The sequence below is a fragment of the Curtobacterium phyllosphaerae genome (assembly GCF_049341865.1).
In the GTDB taxonomy this organism is placed as follows: domain Bacteria; phylum Actinomycetota; class Actinomycetes; order Actinomycetales; family Microbacteriaceae; genus Curtobacterium; species Curtobacterium phyllosphaerae.
This window is the reverse complement of the sequence record NZ_JBMPIU010000007.1, coordinates 62894-80400: the sequence shown is the minus strand read 5'-3', so window position 1 is coordinate 80400 and position 17507 is coordinate 62894. Positions and strand designations below refer to the sequence as shown.

13 protein-coding genes are annotated in these 17507 nt (G+C 71.7%); 6 read left to right on the top strand and 7 right to left on the bottom strand.

All coding sequences use genetic code 11. From position 1 onward, the window contains the following. Positions 1-26: 26 nt before the first annotated feature. From ACO0E0_RS13195 to ACO0E0_RS13175, 5 genes are read right to left on the bottom strand one after another with little or no spacing between them, the layout of a single operon-like run. Positions 27-1445, bottom strand: coding sequence for a DUF58 domain-containing protein (locus tag ACO0E0_RS13195; RefSeq protein ID WP_422871895.1), 1419 nt, complete (start codon positions 1443-1445; stop codon positions 27-29). Then, positions 1445-2569: an AAA family ATPase gene (locus ACO0E0_RS13190; protein WP_422871894.1), complete on the bottom strand. Its 1125-nt coding sequence runs from the start codon at positions 2567-2569 to the stop codon at positions 1445-1447. The genes ACO0E0_RS13195 and ACO0E0_RS13190 overlap by 1 nt, the downstream gene beginning before the upstream one ends. Then, positions 2566-3903 (bottom strand): DUF4350 domain-containing protein, encoded by a 1338-nt coding sequence (locus ACO0E0_RS13185; RefSeq protein WP_422871893.1) that lies wholly within the window; start codon positions 3901-3903, stop codon positions 2566-2568. Before ACO0E0_RS13185 ends, ACO0E0_RS13190 begins: the two co-directional genes overlap by 4 nt. Beyond that, entirely contained in the window at positions 3900-4607 is a 708-nt protein-coding gene (locus tag ACO0E0_RS13180; protein WP_422871892.1) for a DUF4129 domain-containing protein, read from the bottom strand. Before ACO0E0_RS13180 ends, ACO0E0_RS13185 begins: the two co-directional genes overlap by 4 nt. Beyond that, positions 4604-5779 (bottom strand): glycerophosphoryl diester phosphodiesterase membrane domain-containing protein, encoded by a 1176-nt coding sequence (locus tag ACO0E0_RS13175; protein WP_422871891.1) that lies wholly within the window; start codon positions 5777-5779, stop codon positions 4604-4606. The genes ACO0E0_RS13180 and ACO0E0_RS13175 overlap by 4 nt, the downstream gene beginning before the upstream one ends. Before the next feature lie 513 nt (positions 5780-6292). Here ACO0E0_RS13175 and mtrA point away from each other — a divergent pair. Genes mtrA through ACO0E0_RS13160 form a run of 3 tightly spaced genes read left to right on the top strand, consistent with a single transcriptional unit; the run spans position 6293 to position 10405 of the window. Further along, entirely contained in the window at positions 6293-6970 is a 678-nt protein-coding gene (mtrA, locus tag ACO0E0_RS13170) for an MtrAB system response regulator MtrA (protein WP_422871890.1), read from the top strand. A gap of 7 nt (positions 6971-6977) precedes the next feature. Beyond that, positions 6978-8675, top strand: coding sequence for an MtrAB system histidine kinase MtrB (mtrB, locus tag ACO0E0_RS13165; RefSeq protein ID WP_422871889.1), 1698 nt, complete (start codon positions 6978-6980; stop codon positions 8673-8675). Positions 8676-8698: 23 nt separating this feature from the next. Then, positions 8699-10405, top strand: coding sequence for an LpqB family beta-propeller domain-containing protein (locus ACO0E0_RS13160; RefSeq protein WP_422871888.1), 1707 nt, complete (start codon positions 8699-8701; stop codon positions 10403-10405). 53 nt (positions 10406-10458) lie between these two features. On the opposite strand, the gene ACO0E0_RS13155 is transcribed toward ACO0E0_RS13160, so the two are convergent. Then, on the bottom strand, positions 10459-11223 hold the full coding sequence (locus ACO0E0_RS13155; RefSeq protein ID WP_422871887.1) for a ComF family protein: 765 nt from the start codon (positions 11221-11223) through the stop codon (positions 10459-10461). Between the two features lie 224 nt (positions 11224-11447). Here ACO0E0_RS13155 and hpf point away from each other — a divergent pair, with 224 nt between their 5' ends. Further along, the gene (hpf, locus tag ACO0E0_RS13150) at positions 11448-12158 is read left to right on the top strand and encodes a ribosome hibernation-promoting factor, HPF/YfiA family (RefSeq protein ID WP_422871886.1); all 711 of its coding nucleotides are present in this window, start codon (positions 11448-11450) and stop codon (positions 12156-12158) included. A gap of 144 nt (positions 12159-12302) precedes the next feature. After that, positions 12303-15116 carry a preprotein translocase subunit SecA gene (secA, locus tag ACO0E0_RS13145; RefSeq protein WP_422871885.1) on the top strand — a complete coding sequence of 938 codons (2814 nt, stop codon included), beginning with the start codon at positions 12303-12305 and terminating at the stop codon, positions 15114-15116. Positions 15117-15292: 176 nt separating this feature from the next. Here secA and ACO0E0_RS13140 read toward each other — a convergent pair whose 3' ends face one another. Beyond that, complete coding sequence (locus ACO0E0_RS13140; protein ID WP_422871884.1) at positions 15293-15808, bottom strand: Rv3235 family protein; 516 nt, start codon at positions 15806-15808, stop codon at positions 15293-15295. A 130-nt stretch (positions 15809-15938) separates the two neighbouring features. Here ACO0E0_RS13140 and ACO0E0_RS13135 point away from each other — a divergent pair, with 130 nt between their 5' ends. After that, positions 15939-17426, top strand: coding sequence for a sensor histidine kinase (locus ACO0E0_RS13135; protein ID WP_422871883.1), 1488 nt, complete (start codon positions 15939-15941; stop codon positions 17424-17426). The last annotated feature ends 81 nt before the right edge of the window (positions 17427-17507 follow it).

The following is a 17507-nucleotide window of genomic DNA, read 5'->3' as shown; positions in this document are numbered from 1 at the left end:
GTCCGGTCAGGTCATGTCTGGTCCGGTCAGAGCCGACCGGTGGCCTTGGCGCGGAGGTAGGCGTCGGCGACGAATGGCGGCACCTGCTCCGGCGTCCCGACGACGACCTCGGCACCGAGGCGCCGTGCCGCGTCGGCGACCCCGTCGGCGTCGAGGACGGTGCGTTCGGCAGCGGCCCGCCGGTACAGGTCGGTCCCGACCGCCCGCCGCGCCAGCCCGCCGGCCGTGCGGCGCGGTGCGGATGTGCCCCGCACCTCCCGTCCGGACGCCCTCGGACCACCCCGCTGCGGGACCGGCGCCGGTGCCCGCCCCGACCCGACGTCCCACGTTCCCGTGCCGGCCATGGTGGTGACCGACGGATCCGTGACGGCCGTCACCACGACCGTGTGCCGGTTCGTCAGCTGCGGCAACATCGTCAGGACGTCGGCCGAGGCGCCGAGCGAGTCGACCGTCGTCGCGAGCACGATGAACGCCCGAGCGGTCGTGATCGTGTCGACGATCCCCGGGACCCGGGCGAAGTCGGTCGCGGCGAGGGTCGGGTCGACCTCGGCGAGGACGTCGCCGAAACGCTGGAGGACGTCCGCGCGGGTCGCGCCGTGGACCCGGCCACGGACGACGTCGTCCAGCACCACGAGGTCCACCCGGTCGCCGGCCGCGGCCGCGAGCGCCGCGACGAGGAGTGCCGCCTCGATGAAGGTGTCGAGCCTCGGCTCGTCCCCGATCCGCCCGGCCGACGCCCGCCCGGAGTCCACGACGACGATCACCCGGCGGTCCCGCTCCGGGCGCCACGTCCGGACGACGAGGTCCTGTCGCCGGGCCGTCGCGCGCCAGTCGATGGACCGGACGTCGTCGCCGCGGACGTAGTCGCGGAGGGAGTCGAACTCCGTCCCGTGCCCGCGGAGCTGCAGGGTGGTCTGACCGTCGAGCTCGCGGAGCCGGACGAGCCGGGAGGCGAGGTGACGTCGGGCGAGGAACGGCGGGGTGACGACGAGCTCACCCGGTGCCGCGACGACCCGTTGGCGCGCGGCGAGGCCGAGCGGGCCGACCGCACGGATCGCGACACCGGCCGTGCGACGGCGTCCGCGGCGGAACGGGAGGAACCGCTCGGGGGTGGCGCGACGCTCGCCGGGCGGGACGTCGACCGTGGCCCGCCGCGGATCGAGCGCGGCGGACGGCTCCCAGAGATCGCGGACGGTCCCGCGGAGTGGGCGGTCGCCGTCGTTCGCGAGGACGAGCACCCCGTCGACCCGCGTGCCTCGGCGAGTCGCCGTCGGGAGGCGACGCTCGACGCGCACGCGTCGGAGGTCCGCTGCGCGGACGAGGTCGATCGCGGCCGCGACGACGAGGACGCCGATCCACGCGACGGCGCCCCACCCCGAGTCGAGCAGGATCGTCGGGACGACAGCCACCGCGAGGAGCGCCACGAACCGCCCGGTGATGGCCACTAGATCGGCACCCGGACCTGCTGCAGGACCTGGCGGAGGACCGCGTCCGCGCCGACACCCTCGAGCTCGGCGTCCGGCGCGATGCGGAGACGGTGCCGCCACACCGGCGTCGCCATCGCCTGCACGTGGTCGGGGGTGATGGCGTCGGACCCCGTGATCCATGCCCAGGCCTTCGCCGCGGCGAGCAGTGCCGTCGCGCCGCGCGGGCTCACCCCGACGCGGACCGACGGTGCCTCGCGCGTGGCCCGGGCGAGGTCGACCACGTACGCGAGGACGTCGTCCCGTGCACCGACGGCGCGGACCGCTCGCTGTGCGGCCCGGACCTCGTCGACACCGATCACCGGCACGATCCCTGCGGACGAGACGTCGCGGGCGACGAACCCGTCGGCGTGCCGGCGCAGTACCTGGAACTCGACGTCGCGCGGCGGGATGTCCATCGTCAGCTTCATCAGGAAGCGGTCGAGCTGGGCCTCCGGCAGCGTGTACGTGCCCTCGAACTCGATCGGGTTCATCGTCGCTGCGACGAAGAACGGGTCGGGCAGGACGTGCGCCCCCCCGTCGACGCTCACCTGTCGCTCCTCCATCGCCTCGAGGAGTGCGGACTGGGTCTTCGGCGGCGTGCGGTTGACCTCGTCGGCGAGGAGGACGTTCGTGAACACGGGGCCCTCGCGGAACGGGAACGTCCCGCTCGAGGCGTCGTACACGAGGGAGCCCGTGACGTCCCCGGGCATGAGGTCCGGGGTGAACTGGATGCGCTTCGTGTCGAGCGACATCGACGCGGCGAGGCTCCGCACGAGGAGCGTCTTCGCCACGCCGGGGACGCCCTCGAGGAGGACGTGGCCCTGTGCCAGCAGCCCGACGATCATGCCGGAGACGGCGCCGTCCTGGCCGACCACGGCCTTGCCGACCTCGGCGCGGACGTGGCCGAACGCGGCGCGGAGGTCCGCGCCCGAACGGTCCGCGCCCGAACGGTCCGCGGCCGAACGGTCCGCGCCCGAACGGTCCGCGGCCGAACGGTCCGCGTCCGAACGGTCCGTCGTCGCGCCGTCCGTCATCGCGGAACGGGCCGGGGGAGCGGCGTCGGGACTGGACGACGGGGTCTGCTGGGTGGGTTCGGTGCTCACTGGCGTCCTCCTGGACGATCGGTGCGGCGGCGGTCGGGTCGTGCTCCGGGCTGTCCGGGCGGGTGCTCGCGCGGCCCGCTCCGGCGTGGTGCGTCGGGTTCCGACGTGCTCCGGCGCGACCCGTCCCCGAGCGGTCGGAGCTGCGTCGAGCGGATCGCGGACTCGAGTTCGGCGAGGGCGGCGGCGCCGGCGACGAGGTCGGCGTCCCGGCCCGCCGGGCCACCGACGAGGACGGCGCCGACTTCCCCCGGGCGGCGATCGACGGCGGCTGCGGCAGCCTCGACGACGGCGTCGACGTGGCTGCCCCGCGCGAGTCCGAGCCGTCGGGCGATCCGTCGGACAGCCGCGACGCGCAGGGTGTCGAGTGCGTGGGTCCGGTCCCGGGCCCGCTCGTAGAGGCGCGCCCGACCCTCGGTGGTCTCCGCGGCACGGACCACGACCGGCAGCCGCTCCACGACGAGCGGTCCGAGACGCCGTCCTCGCCAGAACGCCCCGGCGAGTGCGACGAGTGCCCCGACGACGAGCACGGGTGTCACCCACCCGGGTGCGAGGTCGCTGAGGGACGGCGCGGACCCGGCACCGCCCGGCGTCGGTACGAACCAGGTGACGCGGTCCCCGCTGCCCAGCAGGTCGAGGGCGAACGCAGCGTTCCCGCCGCGGGTGATCGTGGCGTTCTCGAGCACCGACGTCGCGCCGATGAGCGTCACGGTCCCGTTGGCGATCGGTGCGCGGACGAGGCCCCAGGTGCGGTCTCCCGAGGCGCCGGACGGAAGGCATCGTGTGACGTCCGCCGAGACGGCGTACCCGACACCGGCGGTCGTCATCCGGCCCGCGCGTGCTGCAGCGTCGATCGGGCAGTCCCGGGTCGAGACGGTCGTCGATCCCCGGATCGGGGCGGTCGGCTCCGCGCGCAGTCCGAACGCGGAGATCACCCGGGAATCGGAGGAGACCAGCACCACTCGCTCGGCGGTCGCGGCGATCCGTCGAGCGACACGGGGTGTGAGGTCGCCGCCACCGTCGTCGACGAACACCGTGCCACCGGTCGACACGGCGTCGGTCGCCGCGGCAGCGTCGCGGACGACATCGACCCGCGTGCCGCGGTCCCGGAGCACGTGCACGAGCGCCCGGGCGCCGGTCGAGGTCGCCGACGCGGGGTCGAGTTCCGCCGGCGTGGCTGCGGTGTCCCGTCCGGCCAGCCCGGCCGCGACGGCGACGATCAGGCCGACGAGGACCAGTGAGCCCCACGCGAGGACCCGTGCCCGCAGGCCCGAGCCCGGCGCGCTCCCCGCTCGGGGAGCGGTCGCGGGTGGCGTGGCGGCGGTCGCGGTGCTCACGAGGGCACGGCGATCCGGTCGACCGTCGGACGGGACGTCGCGACGCCACGCTCGACGGTGCTGACTGCTCGGTGGTCGTCGTCGGTCGCACGGACGTCGGCGTACCGGACCCGGTCGAACCGGCGGGCGGCGTCCCGCAGGCCGTCGGCGTGTGCGGGGAACGACCCGACGGCCTGCTCGGCGATGGTCCGCGCCGTGGCACCGGGGACGTCCGGCACGAGGTCGCGTTCTGCGAGGCCGCGGGCCAGTGCGCGGAACCCGTCGAGGACGGCGCTGTCCCAGTCGCCGCGGCGGGCGGCGTCGTCCGCCGCCGCCCGGAGTGCAGCTGCGGTGCGGTGGTCGTCGTCGTCGAAGACGGCGCTCGCCGCAGAACGCTGCATTGCACGACGGCGGGGGAGTCCGTACACGAGCACCACGAGGACGAGCACGGCGAGCACGACGACGATCGCGATCACGAGGAGGGTCCGGTCGAAGCTGTCGTCGCCGCCGATGCGGAGCGAGCCCAGCCAGTCGATGAAGCCCTTCGAGAGACGGTCCCACCACGTCGGTCGCGCGGCGTCGTACGCACGGCCGGACAGCTCGTGACGGAGGAGTCGGCGTGCCTCGCCCGGATCGACCGCGGCGATCGCGAGCGCGGACGAGCCGATGCGCTCCGTGCCGAGGACTGCGGTGCCGAACGCGACGATCGACGCTCCGGTCGTCATCGGCCCGATCCGTGCGGGGGTCCGGGAGGACCGGACTGCTCGCCCGGACCTCGGGTCGGATCACCCCAGACGGGCGGCTGGGTGCGGGGACCCGGCTGCTGGCCGCCCCAGGTCGGCTGCTGGCCGCCCCAGGTCGGCTGCTGGCCGCCCCAGGTCGGCTGCTGGCCGCTCGAGCCGCCTGGCCCGTACCAGGCACCGGCTGCTCCCGACGGGGGTCCGGACCAGTGCGGCCGGCGTGCATCGGGGTCGACGGTGCTGAACGGATCCGCCGGGACCCCGATGTCGAGATGGGAGGCGACGCGGCCGTCGAGTCCCTCGGTGCGGAACCGTCGGTCGACGTAGAGCAACGTCGTCGTCCCTGCCGCGATCACGTCGGTGATCGCGGTCACGGCCACCGCGAGCGCACCGCCCAGGACGACCACGGCGATCGCGACCGGACCGGAGGCGGACCCGGTGCCGGACCCCGACCCGGCACCGAGCGGATCGAGCGTGCCGCCGGCGAACGCGACGACGAGCGACAGGGGGATGCTCGCGATGGTCACTGCGACGTTGAACATCACGCGGACGAGGAGCTCGATCCCGAACGTGCGCCAGAACGCGCCACGGACCAGCCGCCACGAGTTCCGCGCTGCGGCGACGACGCCGAGGCCCTCGAGTGCGATCCCGGGCACGGTCAGCGAGAACTTGGTGCCGAGCCAGGCCGCGAGCACACCGAACGCGAGCCCGATCCCGGTCAGCGCCCCGAACGCAGCGAAGAACCCACCGATGCCGCTCATCCCGGCGGCGATGGCGGCGAAGACGACCACGAGCACGGCTCCGCCCACGCCGATCGCGGCCGCGAGCAGGAGGCTCCACCACAGCACCCGCAGACGGCGTCCGGCGAGCAGTGCCATCACCCCGGCCACACTCGCCCGCCGACCGAGGATCTGCTGCCCGGTCTCCGCGGCGACGGGAGCCTGGAGGAGTCCGCGACCGACGATGCCGATCATCGCCGAGATCACGGACACGACGAGCGTCAGCGTGTACGAGCCGGCGAGCATCGTCGAGACGTCACTCGGATCGGCGGAGTCGATGCGGGCGGTGGAGTCAGCCGTGAACCCCCGTGACACGAGGAGCGAGATCGTCGTCGCGACACCGCTCAGCACGAGTCCGTACACGAGCAGTACACGCACGTTCCGACGGAACACCCCGAACGCCCCGCCCAGGACGTCGCCGAGTCCGAGCGGTCGGATCGGGATCGCGGGACGGCCGCGCAGCCCGGAGCCGGGGTCGGTCGCGCCACCTGCCGGCGGTGCGCCCGTCGACGCGGGCCACGGTGGGCCTCCGGTTGCGGGCTGGTCCGGATCATGAGACGGGGATTCATGCCCACCGGCCCCCGGCGCATCGGAACCCGGCGTCTGCCAGTGCTCGCCGTTCGACAATGCCGCCCCTCCCGCGATCACGGCCCCGATGTCGGAGCCGACCGCGCCCGGTCGAGCGCGTGGACTCCGATTCTGTCGGACTCGGACCCCCCTCGGCCAGCATCCGCACCGATCAGCGGTGTGCCGCACGCACCGACGAGCCCCGCGCGGAGCGGGATCCCGTGCACCGGCAGCGCGCTCGACTATGGTGTCCGGGACAGGCGCGTCCCAGCGCCCGTCCGGGCGGCGCGTCCCCGCGTGTCCCGTGAACTGCCGGAGAGAGACATGACCCCGCGCATCCTCGTCGTCGACGACGACCAGGCCCTCAGCGAGATGATCGGCATCGTGCTGCGCTCGGAGGGCTTCGAGCTCGACTTCAGCGCGGACGGGACCGGTGCGCTCGAGGCGTTCCAGGCGACGCGTCCGGACCTCGTCCTGCTCGACGTGATGCTCCCGGGGATCGACGGGATCGAGGTCTGTCGCCGGATCCGAGCCGAGAGCGGCACACCGATCATCATGCTGACGGCGCGCGGCGACACCTCGGACGTCGTGGTCGGTCTGGAGTCGGGCGCGGACGACTACGTGGTGAAGCCGTTCAACCCGAAGGAGCTCGTCGCCCGGATCCGTACCCGACTCCGCCCGGTCGCGAGCGACGCCGCGGTCCTCACCGTCGGCGACGTCACGGTGGACGTCCCCGGGCACGAGGTCCGTCGGGGCGACGCCCCGATCTCCCTGACACCGCTGGAGTTCGACCTGCTCCGCGCGCTCGCCGAGAAGCCGAACCAGGTGTTCACGCGCGAGATGCTGCTCGAACAGGTCTGGGGCTACCACTACAAGGCCGACACCCGGCTCGTGAACGTGCACGTGCAGCGGCTCCGCGCCAAGATCGAACACGACCCGGACAACCCGCGCATCGTGACGACCGTCCGTGGCGTCGGGTACCGAGCGGGCGCCGGGGCCTGACCCGCCGATGTCCTCGCAGACGGGCGGCACGAGCACCGTCGTACCGCGGCGCGAGCTGACGATCCGCGACGTGCGTCGGCGCATCCGCCGATGGACGCGTCGGGGCTGGCGGGGGACCGCGTTCCTCTGGCGACGCTCCCTGCTGTTCCGGGCCGTCGCGATCACGGTGCTCACGACCGGACTCGCCGTGACGGTCATCGGCACGGCGGTCACCCTGAGCATCTCGAACAACGTGTACGCCCAGCGCCGTGACCAGATCGAGGCGGAGTCGGAGCGCGCCACGATCCTCGCCCAGAACATCTTCGACGCGGCGACGGCGGCCGAGGACAACAACCAGGTCGAGCTCGAGACGCTCCAGAACGAGGCCCAGCGCTCGATCCTGTCGACCACGACCAGCCCCGGTGGGACCAGCATCGCGATCCTCCGGAGTCCCGACCAGAACACGACGCAGTCGCTCCAGAACATCGCGAGCCCGGACTTCCCGGATGCCGTGATCACCCCGGAGATGCGCAAGGCGGTCGCGAAGAACACCGGCGACCTCAACCTCCAGCCCGTCTCGCTGAGCGACGCCGGACGCAGCGAACCAGGGTTGGCCGTCGGGTCCACACTGCAGATCCCGAGCGCCGGGCAGTACGAGCTGTACCTCGTGTACGACCTGAGCGACGCGCAGAAGACGCTCGACTTCGTCTCCCAGACGCTCTCGATCGGCGGCGTCGCGCTCGTGGTGCTCATCGCCCTCGTCACGAGTCTCGTCGTCCGACTCGTCGTGGTCCCCGTCCGGGTGGCCGCTGCGACGAGTCGGAAGATCGCCGCCGGTCGGCTCGAGGAGCGGATCCCGGTGCGGGGCGAGGACGACATCGCCATCCTCGCGACCAGTTTCAACGGCATGGCGGACGTGATGAGCCGCCAGATCACCCAGCTCGCGGAACTCTCCCGCGTCCAGCAACGGTTCGTGTCGGACGTGTCGCACGAACTCCGCACCCCGCTCACGACGATCCGGCTCGCTGGGGACGTCCTGTTCGACGCGCGGCACGCGTTCGCGCCGGCGATCGCCCGGTCCAGCGAACTGCTCCACACCCAGATCGAACGGTTCGAGGTGCTCCTCGCCGACCTGCTCGAGATCTCCCGGTACGACGCGCAGGCCGTGACGCTCGAGAGCGAGACGGCCGTTCCGGCGTCGCTCGCGACCGACATCGTCGACGAGTTCCGCCCACTCGCCGAGTCGGCCGGCGTCGAACTGCAGCTCGCGACCCCCGGCGGCCACGTCGCGATGGAGATGGACGCGCGCCGCATCCGGAGGATCCTCCGGAACCTCGTCGGCAACGCGATCGAACACGGCGAGGCCAAGCCGGTGCTGGTCGTCGTGGACAGCAACGCCGAGACGGTCGCCATCGCGGTCCGGGATGCCGGCGTCGGGATGCCGCCGCAGGACGCCGAGCGCGTGTTCGACCGCTTCTGGCGGGCGGACCCGAGCCGGAAGCGCACCATCGGCGGCACCGGACTCGGGCTCGCGATCAGCCTCGAGGACGCCCACCTGCACGGCGGGCGGATCGACGTGTGGTCGCAGCGCGGGACCGGCTCGGTCTTCGTGCTGACGCTCCCGCGACGGCGCCAGGACGCCGTCGAACCCCGTTCGAGTGCGATCCCGCTCCCGCCGAGCGACGAACCGTACGACGGCCCGCGCCTGCCCGAGGGGTCCCGATGAACGCGGCTCGGACTGGAGGCCCGGTGCGCTCCAGCGGGCGTGCCCGGCCGTCGACGACCAGGGTCCGGCGCCTCGTGGTCGGCGTGCTGGCCGCGGTCGCCCTCGTCGCGCTGACCGCCTGCGCCGCGATCCCGACCACCGGACCGGTGCAGACGGCCGGCAAGGTGCAGGACGACACGTCGTCCGGCTTTGACTACCGCCCGGACGCCCCGGTGCCGGGGAGCGACCAGGAGACGATCCTCCGCAAGTTCATCGACGCCGCGACGGGCCCGCAGGACAACTACGCGATCGCACGGGAGTTCCTGGCCGACAAGTTCTCGCAGAAGTGGAACCCGCGGCAGGGCGTCACGGTCCGTCAAGGCGGCGGCGACGTCACACGGGCGACCGCCAAGTCGCTCGCGTACACGCTCACCGCGAGTGCGACGGTCGACGCAGCCGGTCAGTACACGCAGGCCGTCCGGCCGACGAGCTCCACGCTCACGTTCCAGTTCACGAAGGAGCACGGCCAGTGGCGCATCAGCTACGCGCCGGACGGGATCATCCTGAGCTCGGTCAGCTTCGAATCGGTGTTCCAGGCGCACGCGATCTACTTCTACGACCCGTCGTACAAGTTCCTGGTGCCGGATGAACGCTGGTTCCTCGCCCGGTCGTCGACGAGCACGAGGATCGTCAGCGCCCTGCTCGCCGGCCCGAGCGACTGGCTGAAGGGCGCCGTGGTGTCCGCGTTCCCCGAGGGCACCCAGCTGTCGCTCAACGCGGTGACGGTCGACAACGGGTCCGCGCAGGTCGACCTGACGTCGGACGCCCTCAAGGCGAACACGCTCGAGAAGGTCCGCATGCGCGAGCAGCTCACGGCGAGCCTGTCGACGGTGGCGTCGATCTCGTCGGTCAGCATCACCGTGGAGGGCACCGGGCTCGCCGTGCCGGAGTCGACCGGGACGACGGCCGAGCGCGACCCCGACGTGGACCCCCGGCCGCTCGTCGTGACGAACGACGCCGTCGGCAACGCCACGGGGACGTCCGTCGCACCGCTCAGCGGCATCGGGGACAAGGTCAAGGCGCTGCGACCGACGTCGATCGAACTCGCGGCGAACGGGTCCGACGCGGCGGTCGGCAACGCGGCCGGGAGCTGGATCGTGCGGAACGGGTCGGCGGCGTCGCTCCTGGTCGACGGACGTGGCGACGCGGTACCGCCGTCGATCGACGACCAGGGGTTCCTGTGGTCCGGGCAGCGGTCCGACCCACGCTCGATCACCGCGTACGGGTTCGGAGGCGACCCGCACACCGTGGCGTCGACGTTGCCCTCGGGCGAACTCGTCGCGTTCCGGGTGTCCCGCGACTCGACGCGCGCGCTCGCCCTGATCGACACCGACTCCGGTGCCGCGCTCTACGTCATGTCCATCATCCGCGACGCGCAGAAGGACCCCACCGCGTTCGGGACCCCGATCCGGGTGCAGTCGGCATCGGGCGATCCGGTCGACGCCACCTGGGCCAGCGACGTCGAGGTGGCGTCGCTCGGCACGACGTCGTCCGGGTCCGCCGTCACGACGTCGACGATCGGCGGACAGGCGACCACGCTCAGTCGGCCGAGCGGCATCGCGACGACGATCGTCGGCGGTGCGTCCGGCTCCCTGCTGCTCCGGATGAGTGACGGTCGCGTCCTCTCCGAGAGCGCGGGGGGATGGGACGACACCGGCGTCACCGCGGACGTGCTCGGAACGCAACGCTAGCGATCTCAAGCTTCCGGTCCGCGGCACCGGCGGCCGCCCGTCCATCGGCGCGCTCACGGCTCGACGCTCGCGGTCGCGACGCAGCGCACGACCGTCCCACCCGCAGCCCGGACGGCCCGGACGCCCTCGGCCATCGTCACGCCGGTCGTCACGACGTCGTCGACGAGGATCACCCGGCGTCCGGACACGCCCACTGCGCGGAGCGTGCCGACGGTCGCCGTCACGCGTTCCACGGCGCTGCGTGACTTCTGGCTCTGCGACACCTGGCTCCCTAGTGCCGAGCTCGCACCGCGCCCGACACCACCGTGTCGGCGGACCAGACGTCGCCGCACCCGCACCCCGCCGCGGCCGAGGAGGAGGACGACGGGGTCCCAGCCGCGGCGTCGCAGTCCGGCGGGGGACGGCGGGATCCGGACGACCACCGCGTCCGGAGCCGCGGCGCGGGCGCGGTCGAGCGTCCGCACCGTGGGTCGGCCGAGTGCCCACGCGACGTCGACGCGACCGTGCACCTTGAGCGCGAGGAGCAGCGTCCGCGCGACACCGGCGTACTCGAACGCCGCGTCGAGCCGTACGCCAGCCACCAGCCGCACGCAGCGGGCGGTCGCGGCGAGTTCGTCCCGGCAGGCGACGCACACGGCGCGGTCCGGTTCCCCGCACCCGGCGCACTCGACGGGCAGCAGGACCGCGAGGGCCTCCGCCGCGGCGTCGCGCCAAGCCTGCCCGGTCCGCGTCTCCTGCCCGGTCCGCGTCTGCCGCCCGGTCCGGGCCCGGCCGGTCCGCGTCCGCTGCCCGGTCGCGGTCGTCGTCGAGATGTCCATGACGACGACGATGCCGGCCGGCCGCCCGCGGTCGATCGGCGCTCGCCGGACTGTGGACGGGCCTCCAGACCGACGCCGCTGTGGAGGAACGGTGTGCGTTCTCTGGACATCCCGGCAACACGCCGACGCGGGATGCCCTCGTCGGACGAGGGGTCTACGGTTGCCGGAAAGGCGTTGGGAGTTCGCCGGATGGAGGCGACGCGCCGAGTCTGGATGGAGCCGCCATGGACATCGCGATCACGGGACGGAACGTCGGGATCACCGATCGATTCCGCGCGTACGCCGAGGAGAAGTCCGCCAAGATCGACGCGCTCGCCGACCGAGCCCTCGCGTTCGAGGTGCGGGTGAGTCGACACCACGAGAAGAGCTCCGGCGCGAGCGGGGACGATCGTGTCGAGCTCACGTTGATCGGTCCGGGACCGCTCGTCCGGGCCGAGTCCACCGCCTCCGACAAGTACGCCGCGTTCGACCTCGCGTACGCGAGGATCATGGAGCGTCTGCGCCGGGCGAAGGACCGCAAGAAGGTCCACCGTGGCCGCCACCGCCCGACGTCCGTGTCGCAGGCAGCCGGTGAGTCCTTCTCCGGGATGGACGTCACGCCGGCCGACGGCGGACTCCTCGAGGACGTCGCGACCGGTGTCGTCCCGGTCGTCACGGACGACCGGGAACCGGACCAGGCCGAGACCGAGGAGGCCTACTGCCCGGTCGTCATCCGCAAGAAGGTCTTCGCGTCCACTCCCATGACCGTGGACGACGCGCTGTACTACATGGAGCTCGTCGGGCACGACTTCTACCTGTTCATCGACGAGGAGACCGAGCGCCCGAGTGTCGTCTACCGCCGGAAGGGCTGGGACTACGGCGTCATCGGTCTCGACGGCGCCGCCTCGGAGCACCAGGAGATCCGGACCGTCGAACGCGCCGGTCTGATCGCCTGACGCACCGCGGCGACGAGGGCCCCGGTCGCGCAGTCCGACCGGGGCCCTCTCAGCCGCGGGGGGACCGGGGTTGCTAGCATTGACCGCTGATCGAACGCACGCGCCCGCCCGTCGGGCCGCCGTGCCGTCATAAGGAGTCGCAGAGTGACGAACGTCCTGGAGAAGGTCCTCCGCATCGGCGAAGGTCGTACCCTCCGCCGCCTCAAGGCCTACGCCGAGGCCGTGAACGACCTCGAAGACGACTTCGCGAGCCTCTCCGACGACGACCTGCACGACGAGACCAACGAGCTCCGCGAACGGTACGCGAACGGTGAGAGCCTCGACGACCTGCTCCCGGAGGCGTTCGCCGCGGTCCGTGAGGCAGCGAAGCGCACGCTCGGCATGCGCCACTTCGACGTGCAGATGATGGGTGGCGCCGCACTCCACCTCGGGAACATCGCCGAGATGAAGACCGGTGAAGGCAAGACCCTCGTCGCGACGACGGCCGCCTACCTGAACGCGATCGCGTCGCGCGGCGTCCACATCATCACGGTCAACGACTTCCTCGCGAGCTACCAGTCGGAGCTCATGGGCCGTGTCTTCCGCGCGCTCGGCATGACGACGGGGTGCATCCTCGCCGGACAGTCCCCGGCCGAACGTCGCGAGCAGTATGCCGCGGACGTCACGTACGGCACCAACAACGAGTTCGGCTTCGACTACCTGCGCGACAACATGGCGTGGCAGGCGTCGGACATGGTCCAGCGTGGGCACTACTTCGCCGTGGTCGACGAGGTCGACTCGATCCTCATCGACGAAGCCCGCACCCCGCTGATCATCTCCGGTCCGTCGTCGGGCGAGGCCAATCGGTGGTTCACCGAGTTCGCGAGCCTGTCGACCCGCCTCGTGGTCGGCGAGGACTACGAGGTCGACGAGAAGAAGCGCACCGTCGGCGTCCTCGAACCGGGCATCGAGAAGGTCGAGGACTACCTCGGCATCGACAACCTCTACGAGTCCGCGAACACCCCGCTCATCTCGTTCCTCAACAACGCGATCAAGGCCGACGCCCTCTTCAAGCGCGACAAGGACTACGTCGTGATGAACGGCGAGGTCCTGATCGTCGACGAGCACACCGGCCGCATCCTGATGGGTCGTCGCTACAACGAGGGCATCCACCAGGCAATCGAGGCGAAGGAGGGGGTCGAGGTCAAGGCCGAGAACCAGACCCTCGCGACCATCACGCTGCAGAACTACTTCCGCCTCTACAAGAAGCTCTCCGGGATGACCGGTACGGCGGAGACCGAAGCCGCCGAGTTCATGTCGACCTACAAGCTCGGCGTCGTCCCGATCCCGACGAACATGCCCGTCGTGCGCATCGACCAGACCGACCTCGTCTACAAGAACGAGGAGTCCAAGTTCGAGCAGGTCGCCGAGGACATCGAGCAGCGGCACGAGAAGGGGCAGCCGGTCCTCGTCGGGACGACCTCGGTCGAGAAGTCCGAGTACCTCTCCAAGCTGCTGGCGAAGCGCGGCGTCAAGCACGAGGTGCTGAACGCCAAGAACCACGCTCGAGAAGCCGCGATCGTCGCACAGGCGGGCCGGCTGGGAGCGGTGACGGTCGCGACGAACATGGCCGGTCGAGGGACCGACATCATGCTCGGGGGCAACGCGGAGTTCATCGCGGTCGCCGAGATGCACGCGAAGGGCCTGTCCCCGACGGAGACGCCGGAGGAGTACGAGGCCGAGTGGGATGCCGTCTTCGACCGCGTGAAGGACGAGCTCAAGTCCGAGGCCGACAAGGTGCGCGAGGCCGGCGGGCTGTACGTGCTCGGTACCGAGCGCCACGAGTCCCGTCGGATCGACAACCAGCTCCGCGGACGGTCCGGTCGCCAGGGTGACCCGGGTGAGAGCCGCTTCTACCTGTCGCTGACCGACGACCTGATGCGCCTGTTCAACTCCGGTGCCGCCGAGGCGCTGATGGGGCGTTCGAACGTCCCCGACGACCTGGCGATCGAGAACAAGCTCGTGGGCCGCGCGATCCGCTCCGCGCAGGCGCAGGTCGAGTCGCGGAACGCCGAGATCCGCAAGAACGTCCTCAAGTACGACGACGTCCTGAACCGTCAGCGCGAGGCGATCTACAGCGACCGTCGGCACATCCTCGAGGGCGACGACCTCCAGGACCGCGCCCAGGCGTTCCTCTCGAGCGTCGTCGACGACGTCATCGACACGCACACGAGCGAAGGCTCCCCGGACGACTGGGACCTCGACGCGATGTGGACCGAGCTCGGGACCCTCTACCCGATCTCGATCACCATCGACGAGGTCATCACCGAAGCCGGCTCGCGCGGCAAGGCCTCGCGGGAGTTCCTCGGTCGCGAGATCCTCTCCGACGCCAAGGTCGCGTACACATCACGCGAGGAGACCCTCGGCGACGAGGCCATGCGTGAACTGGAACGCCGTGTCGTGCTCTCCGTGATCGACCGCCGCTGGCGTGACCACCTCTACGAGATGGACTACCTGAAGGACGGCATCGGTCTCCGAGCGATGGCGCAACGTGACCCGCTGGTCGAGTACCAGCGGGAGGGCTACGCGCTGTTCCAGAGCATGATGGGACAGATCCGCGAAGAGTCCGTGGGGTTCCTGTTCAACCTCGAGGTGCAGGTGCAGTCCGACGGCGAGACCGCGACGATCGAGGCCCGCGGGCTCGACGAGCAGGGCGAGAACGACGGGCTCGAGTACTCGGCGCCGTCGATCGACGGCGAGGTCGAGGTTCGCGACGAACGGGGCCGCCTCGAGCAGGCGGCGACCGCACTCGCGCAGCGTCAGCAGGCCGAACAGGAACAGGAGCAGGTCCCGACGGGCCCGGAGCAGGGTTCGTCGTTCGGCAGCAAGGCGACCGCATCGGGCCAGAAGGGTGCCTTCGGTGCCGGAGCGGACGCACCGGTGAACCGAGCCGAGCGACGGGCCGCGAAGAAGGGCTGACGCCCCGGCCGGACCATACACACGGCGGTGACCCGAGTCCGGGTCGCCGCCGTCTGCGTCCCCGGTCGCCCGGACTGGAGGCACGGTGCGGCCCCGTCTCGTCGCCTCGCGGTCTCGGCGGCCCCGTTCGCGCTGTCGCGCTGGTCGCGCGGTCGCGCTGTCGCGCCGTCCCAGGCTCACAGCACGCTGATCGCCGTCGCCCGCCATCGGCCGTCGAGTCCCTCGAGGCGGATCGCCACCGCCCGTGTCCGGGCCTTCGCATGCACGATCACGGTCGCCTCGGCGACGCCGTTCGCCGGCTCGTCGACGAGCACCGACCCGATACGGAACACCGGCCGCTGCGGGGTCTGCCGCCGGACCGCCCGAGCTCGTGCCGCGATCGACACCCGTTGCTGCAGGTTCCGCTGGACGTCCTCGCTCAACCACCGGGCGATCTGGTCGAGCTCCCGGGCGCCGGCGAGGACCTCGACCACGCACCGAGCGAGGTCACGTGCGATCTGGGTCGGATCGGGGAGTTCGTGGCGCGGGGTCGTCTGGACCGCGAACACCGTCTCGACCGCCTTGAGGCTCTGCCGATCCCGGTGTCCTGGACGGGACCTCGTGGCGCTGTGCCCCGGCGCGCCGATCCGCGCCGGAGGGCCGACCCCGTCTCGCGACCCGTCCTCGACGCGCAGCGCGCCCCCCTCGTCCATGTGACCTCCCGCGATGTCGGCGTGTTGGCCTCTCAGCCGTGACCCCCGATGCTATGGAGCACATGAATGTGACATTTAATCCTGCCGGGCCCTGGGGATAATGCCTCGATCGGCCTCCTAGACTTGGGCGGTGTCGACTCTCAGTGACCTCGTTCTGCAGCAGGGCCGTTCCTCGGAGGCGGACGTCGAATGGCTCCACCTGCTGGTGGGGGACTGGCAGTTGCTCGCCGACCTGTCGTTCGCGGACATCGTCCTGTGGGTGCCGACCGCGGACGACGCGTTCATCGCGGTGGCGCATGCCCGTCCGTCGAGTGCGGCGACGCTCTTCTACCGCGACATCGTCGGACACGTCGCCCGGCCCGAGTGGGACGACCAGATCCGCCAGTCCTTCGGCCGGAGCGAGTTCGTCGACTCCGCCGAGCCCGACTGGTACGAGGACACCCCGACACGCGTCCGGGCCATCCCCGTCCTGCGTCGGCTCTCTGCCGCGAGTGCCGAGACCACAGCGGCGCCGATCGCGGTCGTGACGCGGCACTCCAACGTCGACGAGCAGCGGACCCCGAGTCGGCAGGAGCTCATCTTCAACACGAGCGCGAACGACCTGTTCGGCATGATCGCGACCGGCGACTTCCCGGACATCGGTGCTCCGTCGGGCCCGCGCCGTGGAGCGCCACGCGCCTCTGACGGGCTGCTCCGTCTCGGCGTGGACGGCGTCGTGACGTTCGCGAGTCCGAACGGCTTGAGCGCGTTCAACCGCATGGGGTTCGACGGGGAGCTCGAACGGCAGTCCCTCGCCGAGGTGACCACGGTCCTGCTCGGGGGGCAGCTCGTGGTGGACGAGTCACTCCCGCTCGTCGTCACCGGACGCGCTCCGTGGCGGACGGACATCGAGGCGAAAGGCGTCACCGTCACGCTCCGGTCGATCCCGCTCCGGGAGCACGGCAACCGGATCGGCGCGATCGTCCTGGTCCGGGACGTCTCCGAGATGCGGCATCAGGAGCGAGAGCTCATCACCAAGGACGCGACGATCCGCGAGATCCATCACCGCGTCAAGAACAACCTGCAGACCGTGGCGTCCCTGCTCCGCATCCAGGCACGCCGGGCGCACTCGGCCGAGGCGAGCGACGCGTTGCAGCAAGCGCAACGCCGAGTCGCGGCGATCGCCGTCGTCCACGACACGCTCTCGACCGGGCTCGAACAGAACGTCGACTTCGACGACGTGTTCGACCGCGTGCTCATGCTCGTCACCGAGGTCGCCGCGAGCCACAACACGACCGTGCGCCCGAAGAAGACCGGGAAGTTCGGGACCCTCCCGAGCGAGGCCGCCACACCGCTGGCGCTCGGACTGACCGAACTCGTGACGAACGCGGTCGAGCACGGACTGGACGGCCGCGACGGCGAGGTCGAGATCGTCGCCGACCGCTACGAGGACCACCTCGAGGTCCAGGTCCGCGACGACGGCGTCGGGCTCCCGGAGGGCAAGGTCGGCGCGGGACTCGGAACGCAGATCGTCCGGACGCTCATCCAGGGCGAGCTCGGCGGGACGATCGACTGGCACACGCTCGTCGGCAGCGGGACCGAGGTCACCATCGGCATCCCGTTCCGGTGGATGACCTAGCGGGCGGGTCGGAGCGCTCGTGTCCTGAACGGCGCGTGGCACGGGCAGCCCGGAACGCAGAACGGCGCCCGACCCGTCGAG

Excerpts from the sequence above, each read along its gene's own strand:
- ACO0E0_RS13180 (WP_422871892.1), bottom strand. The coding sequence starts at position 4,607 with ATGACGACCGGAGCGTCGATCGTCGCGTTCGGCACCGCAGTCCTCGGC.
- mtrA (WP_422871890.1), top strand. The coding sequence starts at position 6,293 with ATGACCCCGCGCATCCTCGTCGTCGACGACGACCAGGCCCTCAGCGAG.
- mtrB (WP_422871889.1), top strand. The coding sequence starts at position 6,978 with ATGTCCTCGCAGACGGGCGGCACGAGCACCGTCGTACCGCGGCGCGAG.
- ACO0E0_RS13155 (WP_422871887.1), bottom strand. The coding sequence starts at position 11,223 with ATGGACATCTCGACGACGACCGCGACCGGGCAGCGGACGCGGACCGGC.
- hpf (WP_422871886.1), top strand. The coding sequence starts at position 11,448 with ATGGACATCGCGATCACGGGACGGAACGTCGGGATCACCGATCGATTC.
- ACO0E0_RS13140 (WP_422871884.1), bottom strand. The coding sequence starts at position 15,808 with ATGGACGAGGGGGGCGCGCTGCGCGTCGAGGACGGGTCGCGAGACGGG.